Source organism: Thalassospira sp. MBR-102 (genome assembly GCF_040549275.1).
GTDB lineage: Bacteria > Pseudomonadota > Alphaproteobacteria > Rhodospirillales > Thalassospiraceae > Thalassospira > Thalassospira xiamenensis.
In genome coordinates this window covers 264,471-287,569 of sequence record NZ_JBEPTC010000002.1, presented here as the reverse complement: position 1 = coordinate 287,569, position 23,099 = coordinate 264,471, and the positions used below count along the sequence as shown (strand labels likewise).

The 23,099-nt window shown below is 56.9% G+C and carries 1 protein-coding gene; it reads left to right on the top strand.

Translation table 11 applies throughout. The features are described 5' to 3' along the window. Positions 1–167: 167 nt before the first annotated feature. Complete coding sequence (locus tag ABIE64_RS04665) at positions 168–23,075, top strand: hypothetical protein (RefSeq protein WP_354376761.1); 22,908 nt, start codon at positions 168–170, stop codon at positions 23,073–23,075. Positions 23,076–23,099 lie beyond the last annotated feature (24 nt).

Below are 23,099 nucleotides of genomic sequence, written 5' to 3'. Positions count from 1 at the left end.
GCCTTTCAAATCCCGGGAAAACATGAAAAAAATGTAATTTAGCGATTCCAGTGCGCATCTTCCGTTGATGGGTGCTTGATTGGCGTCTATACTACTGTATATAGAAGGCCGCTTTGTCTTCTGTATTCAATGGATTGAAAAATTAATCCCAAGTAGGGAGCAGAATCTTGGCTTCGCCCGCCAATCAGGACGATGGCACCGGTTTAACGGATGCTGATATCGAACAGGTGCTGGATGACCGCGCAGGGGATCGCTCTGTTGCGGGTAATTCTGATTCCGGTTCGTCGGGCGCGTCAGGTTCACAATCCCCTGCAACGCAGGCCTTCACCAATATTCAAAACGTCATCGGCACGTCGTTTAACGACATCCTGATCGGGGATGCGGGCGACAACACCCTGATCGGTGGTGCGGGTGACGATATCCTGGTACCGGGCGAGGGCCAGGATGAAATGACGGGTGGCGAAGGCCGCGATACATTTGTTTTGCAGGCCGGATTTGGTCAGGCGACCATCACCGATTTCACCCTTGGCGAAGATTATCTGGCTCTTGATGATCTCGGCATTGAAAGTGCGGCCGATCTGGTTTCGCGCGCCTCGGATGACGGTCAGGGCAATGTCGTCATTACCTTTGCGTCCGGTGATCAGCTGACGCTTAAGGGCATTAGCATTGCCCAGCTTTCCGAAATCACTCTTGTTGATGCCCCGAAACTGACCGATGTCGCGCTGGACAGTTCCGGCGATCTGTCGTCGGGCGACGCAACCATCATTGACGGAACGTCAGGTGATGACGTTATCCAGGGCACGTCTGGCGACGATGTGATTTCGGGCAATGGCGGCGGCGATATTGTTGATGGCGGTTCTGGCAACGATACGCTGTCATTTGACGGTTCGGATGATGCCGTAACGGCCGATCTTTCGACCGGTACGGCAGGCAGTGCGACAGGCAACGATACCGTTTCGTTTAGCAATATCGAAAATCTGACCGGGACATCGGGCGATGATGTTCTGCGCGGGGATGCCGGAAACAATACGCTTTCGGGTGGTGCAGGCGACGATACCTTTGGCACCAGTGGCGGTAATGACTCTATTGACGGTGGCGCGGGCCGCAACACCCTTGATTACAGCACGTCCGAACAGGGTGTTGTTGTCGATCTGAAAAATGGCGCGACCGAAAGCCGGACAGAAACTGAAACCGGCGATGATGCCGCATCTGAAACCGGCAGCAACACGGATTCCGGCACGGCAAATGACGATGCATCAGGCGGTGATACGGCAGCCGAGACCGATACCGGTGCGGACAGCGGTTCTGAAAATTCTGGTGAAACGACCGGCGATACTGCTGGGTCAAATGCTGGGGATACCACCGGTGGGGCATCAGACCCGTCGGATGATCCGGTGACGGGCGAAACTGATACGACCGGCGGTGATACGGGCGGTAGCGAAACGGGTGATCAGGCTTCTTCCGGTGGCGGTGGGGACAGCTCTCAGTCGGAAAGCGATGGCGGGGCTGGCGATGATTCTGCGTCTGGCGGATCGGGTGATGACACCATCGCCGAGGAAAGCGGCGACGCAGGAACCGACACAGGAACCGATACAGGAACCGACACCGGTTCGGGTGTGGGTGATGAAGCGACCGGTGATGCCGGAACGGATGAAGAAACCGATCCGAACACCACTGTCGATGAGACAATCCCTACCGATCAAAATGGCGCCGAAACGGGCTCTGATGCTGGTGCCGATACCAACACGGGATCGGAAACTGGCAGTGACGGGACGGATGGTGCCGACGAAACCGGTGGTGCTTCGCAGGAAACTGAAACCGGATCGACCACCGGCGGGGATCAGGCGCAGACGGGTGATGCACAAACCGGTGCACAGGATGAAGCATCCGATAACGCATCCGATGACACATCGCCGGATCAGGTCGACGACACGGCATCGGGTGATGGTGCGGTTGAAACCGGCACCGCCGGTGATGAAGAAACTTCAAATGGCGCGGATGACACCACCGCGGACACCACCGAGGAAGGTTCGGCTGATCCAGTAACGGAAGGCGAAGAGACCCCGGCAGAAAACGGTTCGGAAACATCCGGAACCGAAGAGGGCCCTTCGACTGAAACCGATGGTGAGACTTCCGATGGTTCACCGAATGAGGGAGCCGACGGGGAAACCCAGCCCGATCAGGAAACACCCCGTGCTGAAACCGGTTCGGACGCGGCGGGTAATGAAACGAACGCGGGTAACGGTGCCGAAGATGACAGCCTTGGCGGTTCGGACGGTGCGGGCGAAGACGTTCTGAATGAAGATACGCCTGCGTCGGGCGATGGTGATGACAGCACGGACGGCGAAGAACAGCCGTCGCAGTCAGAGAGCCAGACCGAACAGGAAAACACCAATAGCGGTCTTCAGGCCGGGGCCGAAACATCGCCCGAAACCGGCACGGATGAAACCGGTCTTTCCGGTGATGAGACTGGCGATGAGACTGTTGGTGAAGATGCTGGCGCGGATGAAGGCGGAGCCGAGGATGCGACCGGCGGCGAAACCACGAATGGCGAAGCCGACCCGATTGACGCGGGTGCTGAAGACGGCGACAGCACATCGGGCGAACAGACTGATGGTGGAACCACTGGCGAGACGGATGCCGAAGCCGGGGACGCTACTGGTGACGACACTGGCGACGATACTGGCGGCAGCGCTTCAGACAGCGGAAACGAGACAGGCGACGAGACCAGCATCTATGACAACACCCCGACATCGGGGAACGATATTGTCCACGGTACTGATGGTGATGATTTCCTTGGCGGGGCTGCCGGGAATGACACGTTGCAGGGCAGTGATGGCAATGACGTCATCGATGGTGGTCTTGGTGACGACGTGCTGCAGGGCGGCCTTGGCGATGACAGCCTTGATGGTGGTGCTGGGGCGGATGTCTTGCAGGGCGGTGAAGGCAATGACAGCCTTTATGGCGGTTCCGAAGACGACATTCTTCAGGGTGGCGAAGGCAGCGACCTTCTGGTTGGCGGTACCGGCAATGACGTTTTGCAAGGCGGTTCGGGTGACGATTTCCTGCGCGGCGGTCTTGGCAATGATCATATCCAGGGCGGCGATGGCACTGATACCGTCAGCTACACCGATGCGACCGATGCGGTAACCGTTGATCTTTCGCAGAACACGGCAACCGGTGGGGCAGGAAATGATGTCCTGCAAATGGTTGAAGACGTCATCGGGTCGGACTTCGACGATCATATTACCGGCAATGACGGCAATAACGTGCTGATTGGCGGGGATGGCATCGATACCCTGACCGGTGGCGCAGGCGACGATACGCTGACGACCGGTTCGGGCAAGGATGACATCGAACTGACCGAGAATTTCGGCAACGATACGGTCACCGATTTCAATATTGCCGAAGATACGGTCGACCTTTCGAAGCTGGGCGTGACCGATTTCGCGACCCTGCAATCGATGATGAGCGATGATGGCAACGGCAACGCTGTTATCGATTTCGGTGAACAGGGTGTTCTGACCCTTGAAGGGGTCAGTTCTGACAGTCTTGTTGCGGATAATTTCCGCGGGTTCGGGCGCATCTTTGAAGGCGATGGCGACGATGTTGCCGAAGGTACTGACGGCGATGATGCGCTGTATGGCTTTGACGGCAATGATATCCTCGGCGGTGGTGCCGGTGACGATGTCATTTCGGGCGGTTATGGCAATGACACGCTTTCGGGCGGTGCGGGCAATGATACCCTGCGCGGTCAGGAAGGTATTGATACGGTTGATTATTCCGGTGCCAATGGCGCGGTGAATGTCGACCTTGCCGCCGGTAGCGCAACCGGTGCCGATGGCAATGACGTTCTTGACCGTATCGAAAACGTTATCGGATCGAATTCCGACGATACGATTTCCGGTGACAGCGGTGTCAACGTGCTTCAGGGCGGGGCCGGCAACGACACCATTACCGGCCGCGATGGTAACGATACGCTTGATGGTGGTGCGGGTGACGATACCTTTGTCGCCGAGGCAGGCAATGACACCTATATCGGCGGTGCGGGCAACGACACGCTGGATCTGACGGCACGCGATGGTGCGCAGACGGTTAATCTGGGTTCCGGGACCGTCACAGACAACACCAGCGGCGAAGTCGATACGGTTAGCAGCGTTGAAAACATTGTCAGCGGTGCGGGCAATGACGTTCTGATCGGTGATGGTGCGAATAACGTCATTTCGGCCGGAGCGGGTGACGATCTGGTCGCCGGTGGTGGCGGGGATGACACGCTTGATGGGGGCGAAGGCACTGACACGCTCGCCCTTGGCAGTGAAACCGGTGCGGTTGTTGATCTTGCGGCGGGCACCGTCCAGACCAATTCCGGTCTGTCGACCGTTTCCAACTTCGAAAATGTTCGCGGTTCGGCAAGTTCCGACATCATTTCCGGCGATGACGGCAATAATATCCTGACCGGCCTTGCCGGTGACGATATTCTTGCTGGCGGTGGCGGCGACGATACCCTTGATGGCGGTGCGGGTTCCGATACCGCCGATTACAGTGATGTCGACGCCGATATGGACGTCAATCTTGATGCCGGAACAGCATCAGGCGATGGCAATGATACGCTGATCGATATCGAAAATGTGACAACCGGTGACGGTAACGATACCGTTCGCGGAAATGGTGCGCAGAACCAGATTGATACCGGCGCGGGTAACGATACCGTATTTGGTGGTGCGGGTTCGGACACGCTGTCGGGTGGTGACGGTTTCGATACGCTTAGCTATAGCGACGCCGCAGGCAACCCGGTTGGTGGTGTAACCGTCGATCTCGAAGCCGGAACTGTTACCGGTGGCGATTTTGTCGATCAGATTGACGGGTTTGAGCAGGTCGAAGGCTCGGCCGGCAATGATCGCATGCTGGGCAGTTCGGGTTCCGATATCCTTAGGGGCGGTGCCGGCAACGATACGATTGATGGCCGGGCGGGCGCAGACACGCTTTCGGGCGGTGCCGGTTCGGATACATTTGTTATTTCGACCGATAGCGACAATGACCTGATCACGGATTTCGATCCTGAAAATGACATCATCGACATTCAGGGCATCGATGGTCTTGAGCTGTTTTCTGACATTGCAGACTTTATCGGTGTGGATGGCGATGGAAACGCGACCATCACGATTGGTGATTCTATTGTCACCTTGCAGGGCGTTGATCCCGATAGCCTGACCTTCAAGAACTTTGAAGGTATTCGTTCGCTGGACGGTACAGAAAATGCCGACACCCTTGTTGGTACCAGCCGCAGCGATGTGATCGATGGCAAGGCTGGCAACGATAGCATTTCGGGCAATGCCGGGAATGACACGATTTCAGGTGGTTCTGGCAATGACGTCATTTCGGGGGGCGTTGGAAATGACGTCGTCGATGGCGGCACGGGGAATGACTTTATATCCGGTGATGCTGGCGACGACATCATAGATGGTGGTCTTGGCAACGATGTGATCGTTGGCGGGGTCGGCTCTGATACACTTGACGGCGGCGAAGGTACTGACACCGTTTCGTTCCAGGATTCAGGCAGTGGTGTGAATGTCGATCTTGATGCAGGTTCGGCAACAGGTCAGGGTACGGACACACTTGCCAATTTCGAAAATGTTTCCGGATCATCCTATAACGATACGCTTTCCGGAGATGACCAGAATAACGTGCTTTCTGGCGGTGCCGGAAATGACATCCTTGATGGTCGCGATGGCGATGACCTGCTTCTTGGTGGGGCAGGCAACGATACGCTGATCGGTGGGGCGGGCAATGACTCCCTTGTGGGGGGGGATGGCTCTGATACCGTCGATTATGCCAGTGCAGAAGGCAGCGTTCAGGTTAATTTGGGTTCGGGCTCGGCAACTGGTGGTGCAGGCACCGATACACTCAAGGAAATCGAGAATGCAGTTGGCTCGGACTTCGATGATGTTCTGACTGGTTCGGATCGTGCAAACAGCATTTTGGGTGGTGCTGGTAATGATCTGATCAATGGTGGCGCAGGCAACGACTATCTTGCTGGTGGCACCGGGGCGGATACCTTTATTTTCAACGGGACTTCCGGCGAAGATAAAATTGCCGATTTTGATATTGGTGAAGACCGTATTGATCTGAGCAGCTTTGGCCTTCCGAACTGGGAAGCACTGAAAAGCCTGATCGAAACCAATGCCGATGGCGATGCCGTCATTTCCATCAATGACCAGACGCTGACCCTGACCGGTGTTTCACCGGATCAGCTTGCCGCTGATAACTTTGTTGGCATTGAAAGCCTTGGTTCGACCGAAGGTGACGATGTTCTGGTTGGTACGGGCTTTGACGAAATCATCGATGGCCTTGGTGGCAATGATACCATCAACGCGGGGGCTGGTGCGGACACTGTTTATGGCGGTGCTGGCAACGATACGCTTTCGGGCGGGCTTGGCAATGACACGCTTGATGGTGGCGATGGTCAGGACACGGTCGATTATTCATCAGAATCTGCTGTTACGGTTGATCTGAACAATGGCAGTGGTTTTATCGCCAACGGCAATAGCGACACGCTTGTCGATATCGAAGATGTTACGGGTTCTAGCTTCAACGACACGATCACTGGTGATGCACAGAACAACACTCTGAAGGGGTTGGGCGGCAATGACAGCATCGATGGCGGTGCTGGCGATGACCGGATCGAAGGTGGTTCCGGCAATGATGATCTGAGCGGTGGTGCCGGAAACGATCAGATTTCCGGTGGGGCTGGCAACGACATACTTGATGGTGGCCTTGGGGATGACCAACTGGTTGGCGGTGCGGGCCAGGATTTTGTGGATTACACCGACGCAGAAGGTGCTATTAGCGTTGATCTGGCATCCGGAACGGCATCTGGTGCGGCTGGCAATGACACGCTTTCGGAAATCGAAAACATATCGGGTTCGGATTTCGACGACATCCTTACAGGTGATTCTGCCAATAATACAATTGCGGGCGGTTTAGGGAACGATACCGTTTCCGGCGGTGCTGGTGATGATCTTTTGTATGGTGGCGATGGCGACGATGTCATTGATGGCGGTACGGGAACGGATACCGTCAGTTTCTTTGGTTCGGGCGCTGTAAATATCGATCTTGCCGCGGGCACTGCGACAAGCGAGGCCGGGACGGACAGCATTTCAAACGTCGAAAATGTTATCGGTTCCACCGGTGATGACACGATCATCGGTAGTGACGGTGCAAACGTTATTTCGGCCGGAATTGGCAATGACGTTATTCGTGGTGGCGCGGGTGACGATACGCTCAGCGGTGGCTTCGGCGCGGACATTTACAAATTGTCTGCGGGTGACGGTCAGGACACCGTTACAGATTTCGATGTAAATTACGATCAGATCGACATTTCCGAACTCGCGATAGACACCTATGACGAACTTTACAGCCGCATGTCGGTCAATGCGGATGGTGATCTGGTTGTTGATTTCGGCGAAGATACCAGCATGGTTCTCAAAGGCGTCAGCCTGAACCAGATTTCTGCCAACAATTTCATCGGTATCCGCGACATCGTTGGAACGTCTGGCGATGACATTCTCGCCGGTACCGCTGGCGAAGACACGTTATCGGGTCTGGATGGCAACGATACGCTGGACGGGTTGGCAGGTGATGACGTTCTGCTTGGCGGTGCCGGGGATGACCTGCTCGATGGTGGTGCCGGGGACGATATACTGGACGGTGGTGCGGGTAATGATACCGCCGACTACAGTGACAAAACCGCTGATATGCAGATCAATCTTGAAGACGGTACGGCTTCGACCGGATTTGAGAACGACACACTGCTTGATATTGAAAATGTCATTGGCGGTACCGGGGACGATGTCCTGACCGGTAATGATGAAGGAAACATTCTTGCCGGTGGTGCCGGTGATGACCTGCTCGAAGGGCTTGGCGGCGACGACACGCTGTTTGGTGGCGCGGGTAACGACACGGCCAGTTATCAAAATGCCGACGGTGGCGTGAATGTTGATTTGTCCGCCCTTAGTGCGACCGGTGCTGATGGTCAGGACAAACTGATCGATATTGAAAATGTCATCGGGTCGGAATTCGACGACGTCCTGAAGGGCGATAGCGGCGCGAACGTCCTGAATGGCGGGGCCGGTGATGACCTCTTTACCGCAACACAGGGCAATGACACCCTGATTGGCGGGGACGGGGTTGATACGGTTGATTACAGTGCCGCAACCGGCAGCATTTCGGCAAACCTGTCGACAGGCGATGTTTCCGGTCTTGGACAGGATAAAGTCACAGGCATCGAAAATATTATCGCCACGCAGTTTGCCGATACCCTTGTCGGTAACGAGGCCGCGAACACCCTGTCGGGTGAAGATGGCAACGATATTATTGCTGGTGGCGGCGGTGATGACACATTGCTCGGTGGCCGTGGCAACGACACACTTTCCGGCGGCGCTGGCTCAGATCTTATTGATGGTGGCGAGGGTAACGATACTGTCGACTACAGCAACAGCCTGAACGGCATTACCATTGATCTTGAAACCGGTGAAACCGATACCGAGACCGGCGATCAGGTACTGAATGTTGAAAACGTTACCGGTTCAAACCTTAACGATACCATTACCGGCAGCAGTGGCGATAACACGCTGATCGGTGGTGCCGGTAATGATGTTTTCAATACAAGTGCCGGCAATGATGTGATTTCCGGTGGAACCGGCACCGACAGTGTTGATTACAGCGCAAGCGAAGGTGCGGTTAATGTCGATCTGGAAGGTGGCACTGCTACCAAGATTGACGGTACCGATACGCTTTCGGATATCGAGGATGCGACGGGTAGCGCATTTGATGACACCCTGACCGGGACGTCGGGTGCAAACAGCCTGGCTGGTGGTGCGGGGAACGATATCATCAATGCGGGCGGTGGCAATGATACGGTTTCGGGTGGAACCGGGGATGATACGCTGCGCGGTGGTGCCGGTGTCGATACACTGGATTATTCCAAGGCATCCGGCGGGCAGGTTGTCAATCTGGTAACCGGCGTCGCGACAGGTGCCGACGGCACAGATGACATTTCCGGTTTTGAAAATGTCACAGGCACCGATTTTGACGATACCCTTATCGGTGATAACGCCAATAACGTGCTATCGGGCGGTGCGGGGAACGATACGCTGTCCGGTGGTTCGGGCAATGATGTGCTGGATGGCGGTGCAGGCAACGATACATTCGTCGGCGAAGCAGGTGATGATACCTATATCGGTGGTGCCGGTTCGGACATCATCGATTTCAGTAATGCCCAGTCGGGGATGGATATCAGCCTTGCCAACAATATCGCGACTGGTGCGGATACCGGCACGGACATCCTGAGCGATATCGAGCAAATTGTTGCGACGAATTTTGACGACACCATCACCGGTAGCGCCAACGCCGATACCATCTCGGCCGGGGCTGGTAATGACATCATATCTGGTGGTGCCGGAAGCGATATCATTAGCGGCGGGGCTGGCGATGACCTGATTGATGGCGGTGCCGGCAACGATACGCTCGATGGTGGGGACGGCGAAGATACCCTTTCCTACGACAGTGCCGCCGGTGGTGTTTCGGTTGATCTGCAAACCGGTGTCGTCGGTGGTTCTGAAGGCGATCAGGTTGCCAATTTTGAAAATATTGCCGGTTCGCGTTTCGACGATACTCTGAAAGGCGATGCAGGTCGTAATACGCTTGATGGTGGTGCGGGGAACGATACCCTTGATGGCCGTGATGGTGATGACGTTCTGTTGGGCGGTGCCGGGAATGATGTTATTCGCGGTGGCAGCGGCGCAGACACCATTGATGGTGGCGAAGGTTCCGATACCCTTGATCTGTCAGACGTTTCGGGTGATCTGACTGTTGATTTTGCCGCCGGTACGGCAACAGACGGTACAACAACCGACATCTTCACCAATATCGAAAACCTTGTTACCGGTGACGGTAATGACGTTATCACCGCGACCGATGAGGTAAATGTTATCAATGCCGGGGATGGCGATAACACGGTTATCGGTGCGGGCGGTGAAGATACGCTGACAACCGGCAGCGGCGAGGATTATGTTTCTGGTGGTGCCGGAGACGATATCATTGATACCGGTGCCGGAAATGACACCGTCGATGGTGGCGACGGCAGCGACGTTGTGACCACGGGTTCCGGCAACGATATTGTTACCGGTGGGGCAGGCAGCGATGTCATCAATGCCGGTGATGGCAACGATACGGTCGACGGCGGTACCGGTAACGATACGATTGTTGCAGGTCAAGGCGATGACGTCGTCCTTGGTGGCGAAGGCAATGATGTCATCGATAGTGGCACGGGGAACGATACTGTCGATGGTGGTGTCGGCGCTGATACGATCACCGCGGGTGCGGGCGATGACCATGTGACCGGTGGCGAAGGAAATGACGTCATTTCCGGTGGCGGCGGGGCAGATATTCTAGATGGTGGTGCAGGCGACGATATCCTGCGTGCAGGTGCCGGGGATGATGTCCTGATCGGTGGTGAAGGTCTTGATACGGCAACCTATTCGGATGCGACCGGTGGGCTGGTTATTGATACCGCGAACAATACCGTCAGCGGGACGGGAACCGGAACCGATACGCTTGACGGTATCGAAATCATCGAAGGCTCAGGATTCAGCGATACTTTCCTTGGCGGGGAAGGCACGGACATCTTCCTTGGCGGGGCTGGTGACGACACCTTCGATGCCGGGGTTGGCGACGATATTCTGACGCTTGGCGAAGGGGCTGATCAGGTTGTCTTCCGCCCGGGCGATGGCAATGACACGATTACCGATTTCGACCCGGCCGTTGATGTTATTGATCTTACCGATTTCAATATTGCCGGTTTCGATGCCCTGAAATCCCAGTTCAGTGCGGATGGCGATGGTAATCTGATCATCACGCTTGATAGCGGCGATACGATTACACTGAACAATATTCAGGCAGGCAGCCTGACCGCGGCAAACTTCATCGGTGTCGACGTTCGTCTTGGTACGGAAAATGCCGACGAAATGGTTGGCGGAAACGGTGGCGATATCATCAATGCTTTGGGCGGGGATGACACCGTTTCGGGTGGTGATGGCAATGATCGTCTGATTGGCGGTTCGGGTAACGATACCCTGTCGGGTGATGCCGGTGACGATACCCTGGTTGGTAATTCCGGGTCGGATACGCTGATTGGTGGTGCAGGCACCGATACGGTCGATTATTCGACCGAAAGTGCCGGAATAGTTGGTGATCTGACGGCCGGCACTGTAACCGGTGGTGATGGTAATGATGTTCTTGACGGCATCGAAAATCTTACCGGGACGTTATATGCAGATACCCTGACCGGAACCGATGGCAGCAATACCCTTTCGGGCCTGGCTGGCGATGATGTGCTGGTCGGTGGCGAAGGCAATGATGTGCTCGACGGTGGTGCGGATTCTGACACTGTGGATTACAGTGCCGCAACCGGGGCGATGAATGTCAACCTGACCACAGGCACAGCGACCGGTCAGGGCAACGATACCCTTGCCAATATCGAAAATGTCGTCGGTTCGGACTTCAACGACACAATCAATGGCAATGCTGCTGATAACACCGTAACGGCCGGTGCCGGGAACGACGTGATCAATGTCGGTTCGGGGGATGACGTTGTTGATGCCGGAAGTGGTGATGACGAAATTACCGGCGGTGCGGGATCGGATACCCTTTCCGGTGGTACCGGCAATGACGTTATCGACGGTGGTGCCGATGATGACACCCTGTCGGGCGGTGCGGGTGACGATATTGTTCAGGCAGGCACCGGCAATGACTGGATTTATGGCGATACCGGTGACGACATCATTGATGGTGGCGACGGTATCGACACGGTCGATTATTCCAATGTCGAAGGTCCGGTTGTTGTTGATCTGGTCAACCAGTATGCATCGGGTTCGGGTGGCAATGACATTGTTCGCGATGTCGAACGGGTCATTGGTACCGACTTTGCCGATACCCTGATCGGGGCGGACGGGGTCAATACGCTTGATGGTGGTTCGGGCAATGATACGCTGATTGGCGGCGATGGCGACGACGTCATTATCACCGGCGACGGCGAAGACATGATTGTTGTTACCCCGGGCGGCGGCAGCGATACGGTTACCGATTTTGACGTCAACGAAGATGTGATTGATCTGTCATCCTACGGGATTGAGGATTACAGCGATCTTGCCGATCGCATGTTCGATGACGCCAACGGCAATGCGGTTATCTCGCTCGGCCCGGGTGAAAGCATCACGCTTGAAGGCGTTTCGGTCGATGATCTCGGGCCGGATAACTTCTTTGGCTATGTCACCATCGAAGGTACTGAATTTGACGATGTCCTGCAGGGCAGCCAGCTTGGCGATGAAATCAATGCGCTGGACGGTGACGATATTGTTGATGGTGGTGCCGGTGATGATGTCATCAATGGCGATGCAGGCAACGATACCCTGATCGGTGGTGCCGGTGATGACGAACTCAATGGTGGTGACGGTAACGATACCGCCGATTATTCCGACACTTCCGAAGGTGTCACCGTTGACCTGAGCACAGGTAGCGCAACTGGTGAAGCCGGAAACGATACCCTTGATAGCATCGAAAATGTTACCGGCGGGGATGGCGACGATATCCTGATTGGTGATGAAAACGCCAATATCCTGGATGGCGGCGCAGGCAACGATACCGTTTACGGCAATGGCGGCGACGATACCCTGATTGGTGGCGAAGGCGATGATACGCTGTCCTACGAAGGGGCCGAAGAAGGCGTTTCCGTCGACCTTGCCAATGGTACCGCAACCGGTGGTGCCGGAAATGATGTGATTGACGGTTTTGAAACCGTGATCGGGTCCGACCATGCCGATACCATTTCGGGCGATGATGCCAACAACGTGATCGAAGGCGGTGCCGGGGATGATGTGCTGGCCGGTGGTGCGGGCGATGACACCATTCTGGGCGGGGCGGGTAACGATACCCTGCAGGCGGGTACCGGCAGTGATACCCTTGTCGGTGGCGATGGCACCGATATCGCCGATTATTCGGATCGGACCGATCCGGTTGTGGTCGATCTGGCCGCGGGGACCGGCACGACCGGCGATGGCAACGATACGCTGATCGATATCGAAGGGGCGACCGGTGGTTCGGGCAACGATACCCTTCTGGGATCGGATGGCGATAACATCCTTTCGGGTGGTGCGGGTGATGACACCCTTTCGGGCGGTGCAGGGAACGACACCCTTGCCGGTGGCGCCGGGGCCGATCTGCTTGACGGTGGGGCCGGTGATGATGTCCTGACCTTCGACGGGGACCATGTCGCGGCGTCGGGTGAAACCACCGACCATGTCGGCAGCCCGACGACGGATGGCACCGGTGACGTCGCCGATATCAGTGGCAAAAACCTGTCTGATGACAGCTTTGTCGGTGGCGAAGGCAACGATACCCTGCAGGCAGGCGACGGTGATGATGCCATCATTCTGGATCGCGATCACGCCGGTGGCGGTGCCGCCAACCCGTCGATTGTGGATATTGAAAACATCAATGCCGGTGCGGGTAACGATGTTGTCGACCTGACCAGTGAAACGCATTCTTACGGTGACGTCACGATTGATGGCGGTGCCGGTGACGATACCCTTTGGGCCAATGATGGTGATGACGTCATCCTTGGTGGTGCCGGTTCTGACAATATACTGGGCGGTGCGGGTGCCGATAATATCGATGGGGGTGCTGATAACGACATCCTTGATGGCGGAACCGGGAATGACATCATCGCGGGCGGTGCCGGTGACGATACGATCATGGCCGGTATCGGCGATGATACGCTTTCGGGTGGTGACGGTTCCGATACGCTTGATATGTCTGCGGCCAATGGCGCGGAAATTGATCTGGCCAATGGTACGGCAAGCAGCGATGCCACTGGCTCGGACAGCATTTCCGGCTTTGAAAATGTGATCGCGACGGATGGTGATGACACCATCACCGGTAATGCCGCGAACAATGTGATTGATGCCGGTGCAGGCAACGATACGGTTTCGATTGATGCCGGTAACGATCACCTTGATGGCGGCGACGGCATTGATACGCTTGATCTGTCGGGCACTAGTGGCGGGGTAACGGTTGATCTTGCCGCTGGTACGGCGAATGGTGCGCAAACCGGTTCCGATACGATTGCCAATTTCGAAAATGTCACCGGTTCGGCAGATGCCGATACCATTACCGGCAATGATGCGGCCAACACGATTGATGGTGGTGCTGGTGATGACGTGATCGATGGCGGGGCTGGCGACGACGTCCTTTCGGGCGGTGCGGGCAATGATACATTGGCCGCAGGTGACGGCAACGACACCCTGACCGGTGGCGATGGCGCGGATGTCTTTGTTTTTGAGGATGGCAGCGATGCCGATCTGGTCAGTGACTTTGATCTTGCCAGCGATGTGATTTCCCTGCCCGATATCGGTGTTACAAGCTGGACCGAATTGCAGTCGATTCTGTCCGATGGTCCGGATGGTGCGGTGATCACGTTGCCTTCCGGTGGCACGGTAACGCTTTCGGGTGTTGCTGTTGGCGACCTGACGCCGGATCACTTTGCCGGAATCGAAAATGTCGGAACGCCGGGTGATGATACACTTGGCGGTGGCAGCGGTGACGATACGGTTGGTGCCGGTGATGGCAACGATACGGTCGACGGTGGCGATGGTGATGACACGGTCGATGGCGGCGAAGGCGATGATTCCGTTGGTGGCGGCACGGGCGATGACAGTGTTGGCGGTGGTGCCGGTAACGACACGGTCGACGGTGGCGATGGCAATGACACGGTCGATGGCGGCGACGGTGATGATTCCGTTGGTGGCGGATCGGGCGACGATAGCGTTGGCGGTGGTGCCGGTAACGACACGGTCGACGGTGGCGATGGCAATGACACGGTCGATGGCGGCGACGGAGATGATTCCGTTGGTGGCGGCACGGGCGATGACAGTGTTGGCGGTGGTGCCGGTAACGACACGGTCGACGGTGGCGACGGTAATGACACGGTCGATGGCGGTGATGGTAATGATTCCGTCGGTGGTGGTGCTGGTAACGACACTGTTGGTGGTGGTGCCGACAACGACACCCTGATCGGCGGCCCGGGCACGGATACGCTTGACGGTGGTGCGGGTGATGACGTTCTGGAATTCGGTGCGGATCGCACCGGCCAGTCGGGTGATACCACCGATCATGCGGGCAGTCCGGGTGTCGATGGCACCGGCGAAATTGCCGATCTTGACGGTCTTGGCATCAGTGATGACCAGTATGATGGCGGCGAAGGCATTGATACGCTGGTGGGCACGTCGGGTGGCGATGCCATCATTCTGGATCGCGATCATGAAAATGGTTCCGCCAATCCGTCGATCAGTGGCGTTGAAATCATTGAAACCGGCGACGGTGATGACATTGTCGATCTGACCAGCCAGGTTCATTCCTATGGCGATGTCACGGTTGATGGTGGGGCGGGCAACGATACCATCTGGACCAGTGCCGGGGATGACAGCGTCCTTGCCGGTGATGGCAATGACCATATCAATACGGGTTCCGGCAGTGACGTGATTGATGCCGGGGCGGGTGATGATGATATCGCGGCGGGTTCCGGCGATGATGTGATCACCGCGGGTGACGGCAACGATGTGATTTCGTCGGGTGATGGCAATGATACGGTCGATGCCGGTGCGGGTGACGATAGCGTTATCGGTGATGCCGGGAATGATATTCTTGCCGGTGGCGATGGCACCGATACGCTTGATCTGACCAATGCCGATGGCGGGGCCGTCATTGATCTTGAAAATGGCACGGCAAGCAGCACGGAAACCGGGTCCGACACCATTTCGGGCTTTGAACAGGTCGTTACGGGTGCTGGTGACGATACGATTTCCGGAAGTTCCGCCGATGACACCATATCGTCCGGTGCAGGAAACGATACGATTGACGGTGCCGATGGCAATGACCGGATCGTGGCGGGTGACGGTAATGATGTCGTATCCGATGGGGCGGGCAGTGATTATGTCGATGCCGGTGCAGGCGATGACACGGTTATCGCGGGTGACGGTGATGACAGTCTTGATGGTGGCGATGGCAATGACACCATCGATATGCGCAACGCAACCAGTGGTGCCACGGTCAATCTGGCGGCAGGTTCGGCGCAATCGGCAGAAACCGGTTCGGACAGCATTTCGAACTTTGAAAATGTCACAACCGGTTCGGGCGATGATGGACTGACCGGATCGGATGCCAATAACGTCATGGCCGCAGGGGCGGGTAACGACACCCTTGATGGCGGGACTGGCGACGATACGCTTTCGGGCGGGGCGGGGAATGACAGCTTTATCTTTGCCGATGGCACCGATGATGATGTTGTCACCGACTTCGAAGTCGGGACCGACAGACTGACCCTTGATGGCACGGGCATTGAAACATGGACCCAGCTTCGTGATCTGATCACCGGCAATTCGCTTGGCGATGCGGTGATCAATCTGCCATCCGGCGGCACGATCACGCTGCAAGGTGTCAATCCGCTTGATCTTTCAGCCGATGATTTCACCGGTGTGACGGATGGCGGTACGCCTTACGACGACAGCCTTACCGGTGGCGATGGCGATGATGTCATTGATGCGCTTGCCGGGGACGATGTTGTCGATGGCGGTGCCGGTGATGACACGATTGATGGTGGTGCGGGCAACGATACCCTGACGGGTGGTTCGGGCGATGACACCGTCGATGGCGGGACCGGTTCGGATACGCTTGGCGGCGGCACCGGCAATGATGAACTCAACGGTGGCGATGGTGCGGATACGCTTTCGGGTGGATCGGGTGACGACACCCTTGATGGCGGATCCGGCGACGATGTTCTGAACTTTGAAGCCGATGGCACGGCCGCAAGCGGTGAAACCACCGAAAATACCGGCAGCCCGGGCGCCGATGGCACCGGCGATCTTGCCGATATCGGTGGCAAGAACATCTCGGATGATACCTTCGTCGGTGGTGACGGTACCGATACCCTGAACCTGACCGGTGGCAGTGATGCGCTGATCCTTGATGGCAGCAAACTGGGCGATGGCCAGACGACGGGTAGCACGATTGAAACCCGGACATTGGGCCTGACGGATTCGGCATCATCGGGTGCCGTGCAGGCCGCATGGTCGGATGCAAATCTTTATGCCTTTGATTTTGGCACATCCTATGTCGGTGAAGATGGCAAACTGAACCTTGCCGCGGCCGATGACACCGTGACCTTTGATGGCAACGGTATTGGCAATAACGGCGGTTCACCGGCCGGAAGCCAGATCAACCACAATGGCAATACCGGCGAAAGCGAAGCCGTCGTTGTCGATCTGGGGGCCAATGCGCGCAATGCCACGGTTCAGGTTTCCAACCTGATTGCGGCCGAACATGGCGGCGAAGTCGGTTCCTGGCAGGCCTTTGATGCCGATGGCAATCTGGTTGCGTCGGGTGTGCTTGACGAAAGCACGATCAGCTACACCAGTGGCGGTGTTGGCACGGCAACGATCAGTGTCACCGACAGTCTCGGCAATCCGGTTGAATTCCGTTACCTCGCCTTCGAAAGCGAGCCTTATGCCGATGGTTCATCGGGTGGTGACAGCAGCGATTATTTCGTGCGTTCCATCACCTTTGATGCGGTGGTTGAAGAAACGGTTGCCGACGGCGCGCGCCTTGACGGCGTCGAGGTTATCAACGCGGGCGAAGGCAATGACGTTGTCGATCTGACAAGCGATACGATTGCCTATGGCGATGTCACCATCAATGGTGGCGGCGGCAACGATACGCTTTGGGCCAACGAAGGTGATGACCGCATCAATGGCGAGCTTGGCGACGACAATCTTTATGGCGGCGCGGGTGACGACTATCTTGATGGTGGTTATGGCCGCGATATCCTTGATGGTGCCGAAGGCAACGATACGCTGATCGGCGGGCAGGGTAACGACACGCTTCGCGGAGGTGAAGGCGACGATATCATCCATGGCGGTGGTGACATCGATACCGTGACCTATGACGACGCGGCATCGGGCGTGAATGTCGATCTGGCCAATTACACTGCCACGGGTGGTGCCGGGAATGACGGTATCTACTGGGTCGAAAATGTTGTTGGCTCTGCCCATGATGACATCATCAGGGGTGATGCGCAGAACAACACGCTGGATGGCGGTTCTGGTGATGACACCCTTTCGGGTGGTGCCGGGAATGATGCGCTGCGCGGTGGTGATGGCAACGATACGGCGGATTACAGCAATTCGGCCGCGGCGGTTCGTGCGAACCTTGCAACCGGTACCGCACAGCTTGCCAATGGCGAAGCAGACACCCTGACCAGCATTGAAAACCTGATTGGTTCGGGCGGCAGCGACACCCTGACCGGATCGAATGGCGATAACCTGCTTTCGGGCGGTGCGGGCAATGACAGCCTGATCGGCAATGGCGGCAACGATACCCTTGATGGTGGTATCGGCAACGACATGCTCGATGGTGGCGATGGTGATGACATCCTGACCGGCGGCGATGGTGCTGATCGTCTTTATGGCGGGGCAGGCAATGATACGCTTGATGGGGGTGCCGGTAACGATACCCTTGATGCCGGGGCGGGCGACGACGTTATTCTGGCGGGCGATGGCAATGACGTCATCACCGCAGGTGCCGGTGCCGATACGGTTGATGCGGGTACGGGTGATGACACGGTTGTTGCCGGTGCGGGCAACGATATTCTTGCCGGTGGTGATGGCACCGACACCCTTGATTTCGCTGCCGCCAATGGTGTGACGGTTGACCTGTCGACCGGCACCGCAAGCAGCGATGCCACCGGTACGGACGCCATTTCCGGCTTCGAGAATGTTCTGGGCACGGCGGGGGCGGATACGCTTATCGGATCAAGCGGGGCAAACGTCCTGTCTGGTGCGGATGGTGATGACGTTCTGGACGGGGGTGCGGGTGATGACGCCGTTTATGGCGGGGCCGGTAATGACACCTTCATCGCCGGTGCCGGGAATGACACGCTTTCGGGTGGTGCAGGCACCGATACCCTTGACCTGACCCAGGCGGCAAGTGGTGCCACGGTTGATCTGTCGGCCGGTACCGCAAGCAGTGCGGAAACCGGCAACGACACTATTTCCGGCTTTGAAAATGTCATCGGATCAGATGGCAATGACGATATTACCGGATCGGACGGGGCAAACGTCCTTTCGGGCGGTGCCGGGGATGACACCATCGAAGGCGGTGCGGGTGCCGATACGCTTGATGGCGGCGATGGCATTGATACGATCAGCTATGAGGGATCGGATGCCGGGGTCGAGATTTATCTTGGCGATACCGATGCCAATGCCAGAACACCGGGCGAAGGCGGTCGCGCATTTGGTGGTGATGCCGCAGGCGATATTCTTGCCAATTTCGAACGTGTCATTGCGTCGGCGCATGATGATTACGTCTATGGCAACAGCCAGAACAACGTTGTCGATCTTGGGGATGGCAACGATACGTTTGACAATGTAGAAGCCGATGTCAGTGCCGATACAGTCGATGGCGGCGAAGGCAATGACACGATTTGGACCGGCGATGGCGCCGATACCCTGATCGGTGGCAATGGCAACGACTATCTGAACGGTGAAAAAGGCGACGACACGCTTGACGGTGGGGCTGGTAATGACAGCCTTGTGGGCGGTGATGGCAACGATACACTGGATGGCGGATCGGGGAATGACCGTATCTCGACCGGGTCGGGTGCCGATCTGGTCAAGGTCACAAGCCTTGTCGGCGATAAGGTCGTTACCGATTTCAACACCAGTGTTGACCAGATTTCCCTTGATGCGCTTGGCATTTCCGAATGGTCCGAACTGGCCCCGCGTCTGAGCGAGGTTAATGGCAATCTTGTCATCGATCTGGGCCAGGATGGCTCGGTCACGCTGCTGGGTGTGCGTCTGAACGAAGTCACGTCCGACATGTTTGTCGGCATCGAAGGCCCGGTTGGCGCAACACCGTTTGATGATGTCCTGCTGGGCACCAGCGAAGATGATTATATCGATGCACTGGCCGGGAATGATGTGGTCGATGGCGGGGATGGTAATGACACCATCCTTGGCAATGACGGCGACGATAACCTGTCGGGTGGTGCCGGAAACGATACGATTTCGGGCGGCAACGGCAATGATGTGATCGACGGTGGCGACGGCGACGATAGCCTGCATGGCAATGACGGCCATGATGTGATCGCGGGCGGTGCGGGCAATGACACCCTGATCGGTGGATCGGGCGACGATGTGATTTCTGGTGGCGGCGGTTCGGACTTCATCGATGCGATGGATGGCGATGATGTTGTTACCGGCGGTGATGATACCGACACGATCTATGGCGCGGCCGGTGATGACCAGCTTTCGGGCGAAGCGGGCGATGATGTCATTTCGGGCGGCGATGGTGCCGATACCATCAATGGCGGTCTTGGCAATGACGTGCTTTCGGGCGATGCGGGCAATGACACCCTTTCGGGTGCGGATGGCAACGATACCCTGATGGGTGGCGACGGTGCCGATACGCTTTCGGGTGGCACCGGAAATGACGTCCTGTCGGGCGGCAATGACAATGATCTGCTCGAAGGCGGTATCGGAAGCGACACCCTGTCGGGTGATGCCGGTAATGACACGCTGCTGGGTGGTGACGGCAACGATACGCTGGATGGCGGGGCTGGCAACGATACCTATACCGGTGGTGCCGGTTCGGACCAGATCATCGTTTCGGATAATTCCGGCGACAAGGTCGTTACCGATTTCAATCCGGCAAGTGACCAGATCAATCTGTCTGCCCTTGATGTCGATGACTGGGCCGAACTGCGTGGCCTGATGAGTGATGTAAACGGCAATGCCGTGATCAACCTGAATGGGCAGGGGACATTGACGCTGATCGGTGTCGCGGTTAGCGACCTGAATGCGAACATGTTTGTCGGTGTCGAAGCATCGACCGGGCCGACCCCCTATGACGATGTCCTGTATGGCACCAGCAACAATGACACGATTGCAGCCCTTTCGGGTGACGATACCGTCTTTGGCCTGAATGGTCAGGACACGCTGTCGGGCATGGATGGCAATGACAGCCTTTATGGCGGTGATGGCGACGACAAGCTGTATGGTGATAACGGTAATGACCTGATTGACGGCGGCAGCGGTCAGGACAGCATCACCGGCGGCGAAGGCGATGATACGCTGGATGGCGGGTCGGGCGATGACCGTGTCTGGGCGGGTAACGGGGCCGATACGCTGCTGGGTGGTCAGGGTCAGGACAAGCTTTATGGCGAAGCCGGCAATGACGTGATCAATGGCGGCACCGGCGATGACTCGATCCTTGGCGGGGATGGCAACGATGTTCTGGATGGCGGCGAAAACAACGACCGTCTGTGGGGCGGCGACGGTAACGATACCCTGTTCGGCGGATCAGGCGATGACAGGCTTTATGGTGATGGCGGCAATGACACCCTGATGGGTGGTCAGGGCAACGATACCCTTTCGGGGGGATCGGGCCGCGATACCGCAAGTTATGCCAATGCGACATCCGCGGTTGGTGTCAGCCTGAAAAACGGTACCGCCGTTGGTGGTGATGGATATGACGTCCTGTCTTCGATCGAAGATCTGATCGGGTCGAACTTCAACGATTACCTGTTTGGCGATGATGGTGCGAACCTGCTGTCCGGCCTGTCTGGCGATGATGTTCTGGGCGGTGATGGCGGCAATGACACCATTTGGGGTGGCGATGGCAATGACGTCATCAATGGCGGATCGGGCAGCGATCTGATCGGTGCCGGTGCCGGTGACGACATCATCGAATATCAGAAAGACGCGACCTGGTCGGGCAGCTATGCCGCGAAGAATGTCGGCGATCCGGATATGGATGGCACCAACGAACAGGTCAATCTGCAGGGCTATACCCGTTCGCAGGATATCTTTGATGGGGGTGACGGTACCGATACCCTGTCCCTGACCAGCGGCAATGATGCCCTGTTCCTTGACGACAAGATCACCGATCCGGGCGTTTCGCCGCGCATTTCGAATATCGAAGTCATCGATGCCGGTAACGGCGACGATATTGTCGACCTGACCAGCGAAACCCAGTCCTATGGCGATGTGACGGTTCTTGGCGGAACCGGCAATGACATTATCTGGAGCAACGCCGGGGACGACGTCCTTGATGGCGGCGAAGGCAACGACACGCTTTGGGGCGGTGCGGGCAACGATACCCTATCTGGCGGCGATGGCATCGACGTTCTGAACGGCGGTGCCGGTGATGACGTTCTGCAATACAATGCCGACGACACCTGGAGCTCGAACTGGCATGCGCTTAATGATGGCGCGCCGGGCGAAGATGGCCATGACAACAATACCGGCTGGGGCCATACCGGCCATCACGGTAATGGTTGGGGCCATGATTACACTGGTGATGTCGGGACTGGCGAATATGTCAATCTGAACGGTTATAACCAGTCGAACGACATCTTCGAAGGTGGCGATGGCACCGATACCCTGAAACTGACCAGCGGTAATGATGCGCTATTCCTTGCCGACACGGTCAGCGATCCGGGCATTTCGCCGCGCATCCGCAATATCGAGGTGATCGAGGCCGGTGATGGCGATGACATCATCGATCTGACCAGCTCCTATGAAACCTATGGCAATGTCACGCTGGATGGTGGCAACGGCAATGACATCCTCTGGAGCAATTCGGGCGACGACGTGCTTCTGGGCGGGGCGGGCAATGATCGCCTGTATGGCAGTGCCGGTGACGACACCCTGACCGGTGGTTCGGGCTGGGACGAGTTCGAGATCGGCAAAACCAACGGTCACGACATCATCACCGACTTCACCCCGGGCGAGGACATCATCAATCTGTCGGAATGGAATTACAGCAACTTCAACCAGATCAAGAACGACATGCATCTTGATACCGATGGCAATGTCGTGATTGAACTTGGCAATGATGCATCCGTCACCCTGATGGGCGTCCATGATACCGATGATCTTGATGCCGATGATTTCGGGTTTGGCACCTGATCGCGGATCGTTTGGATCACCTGA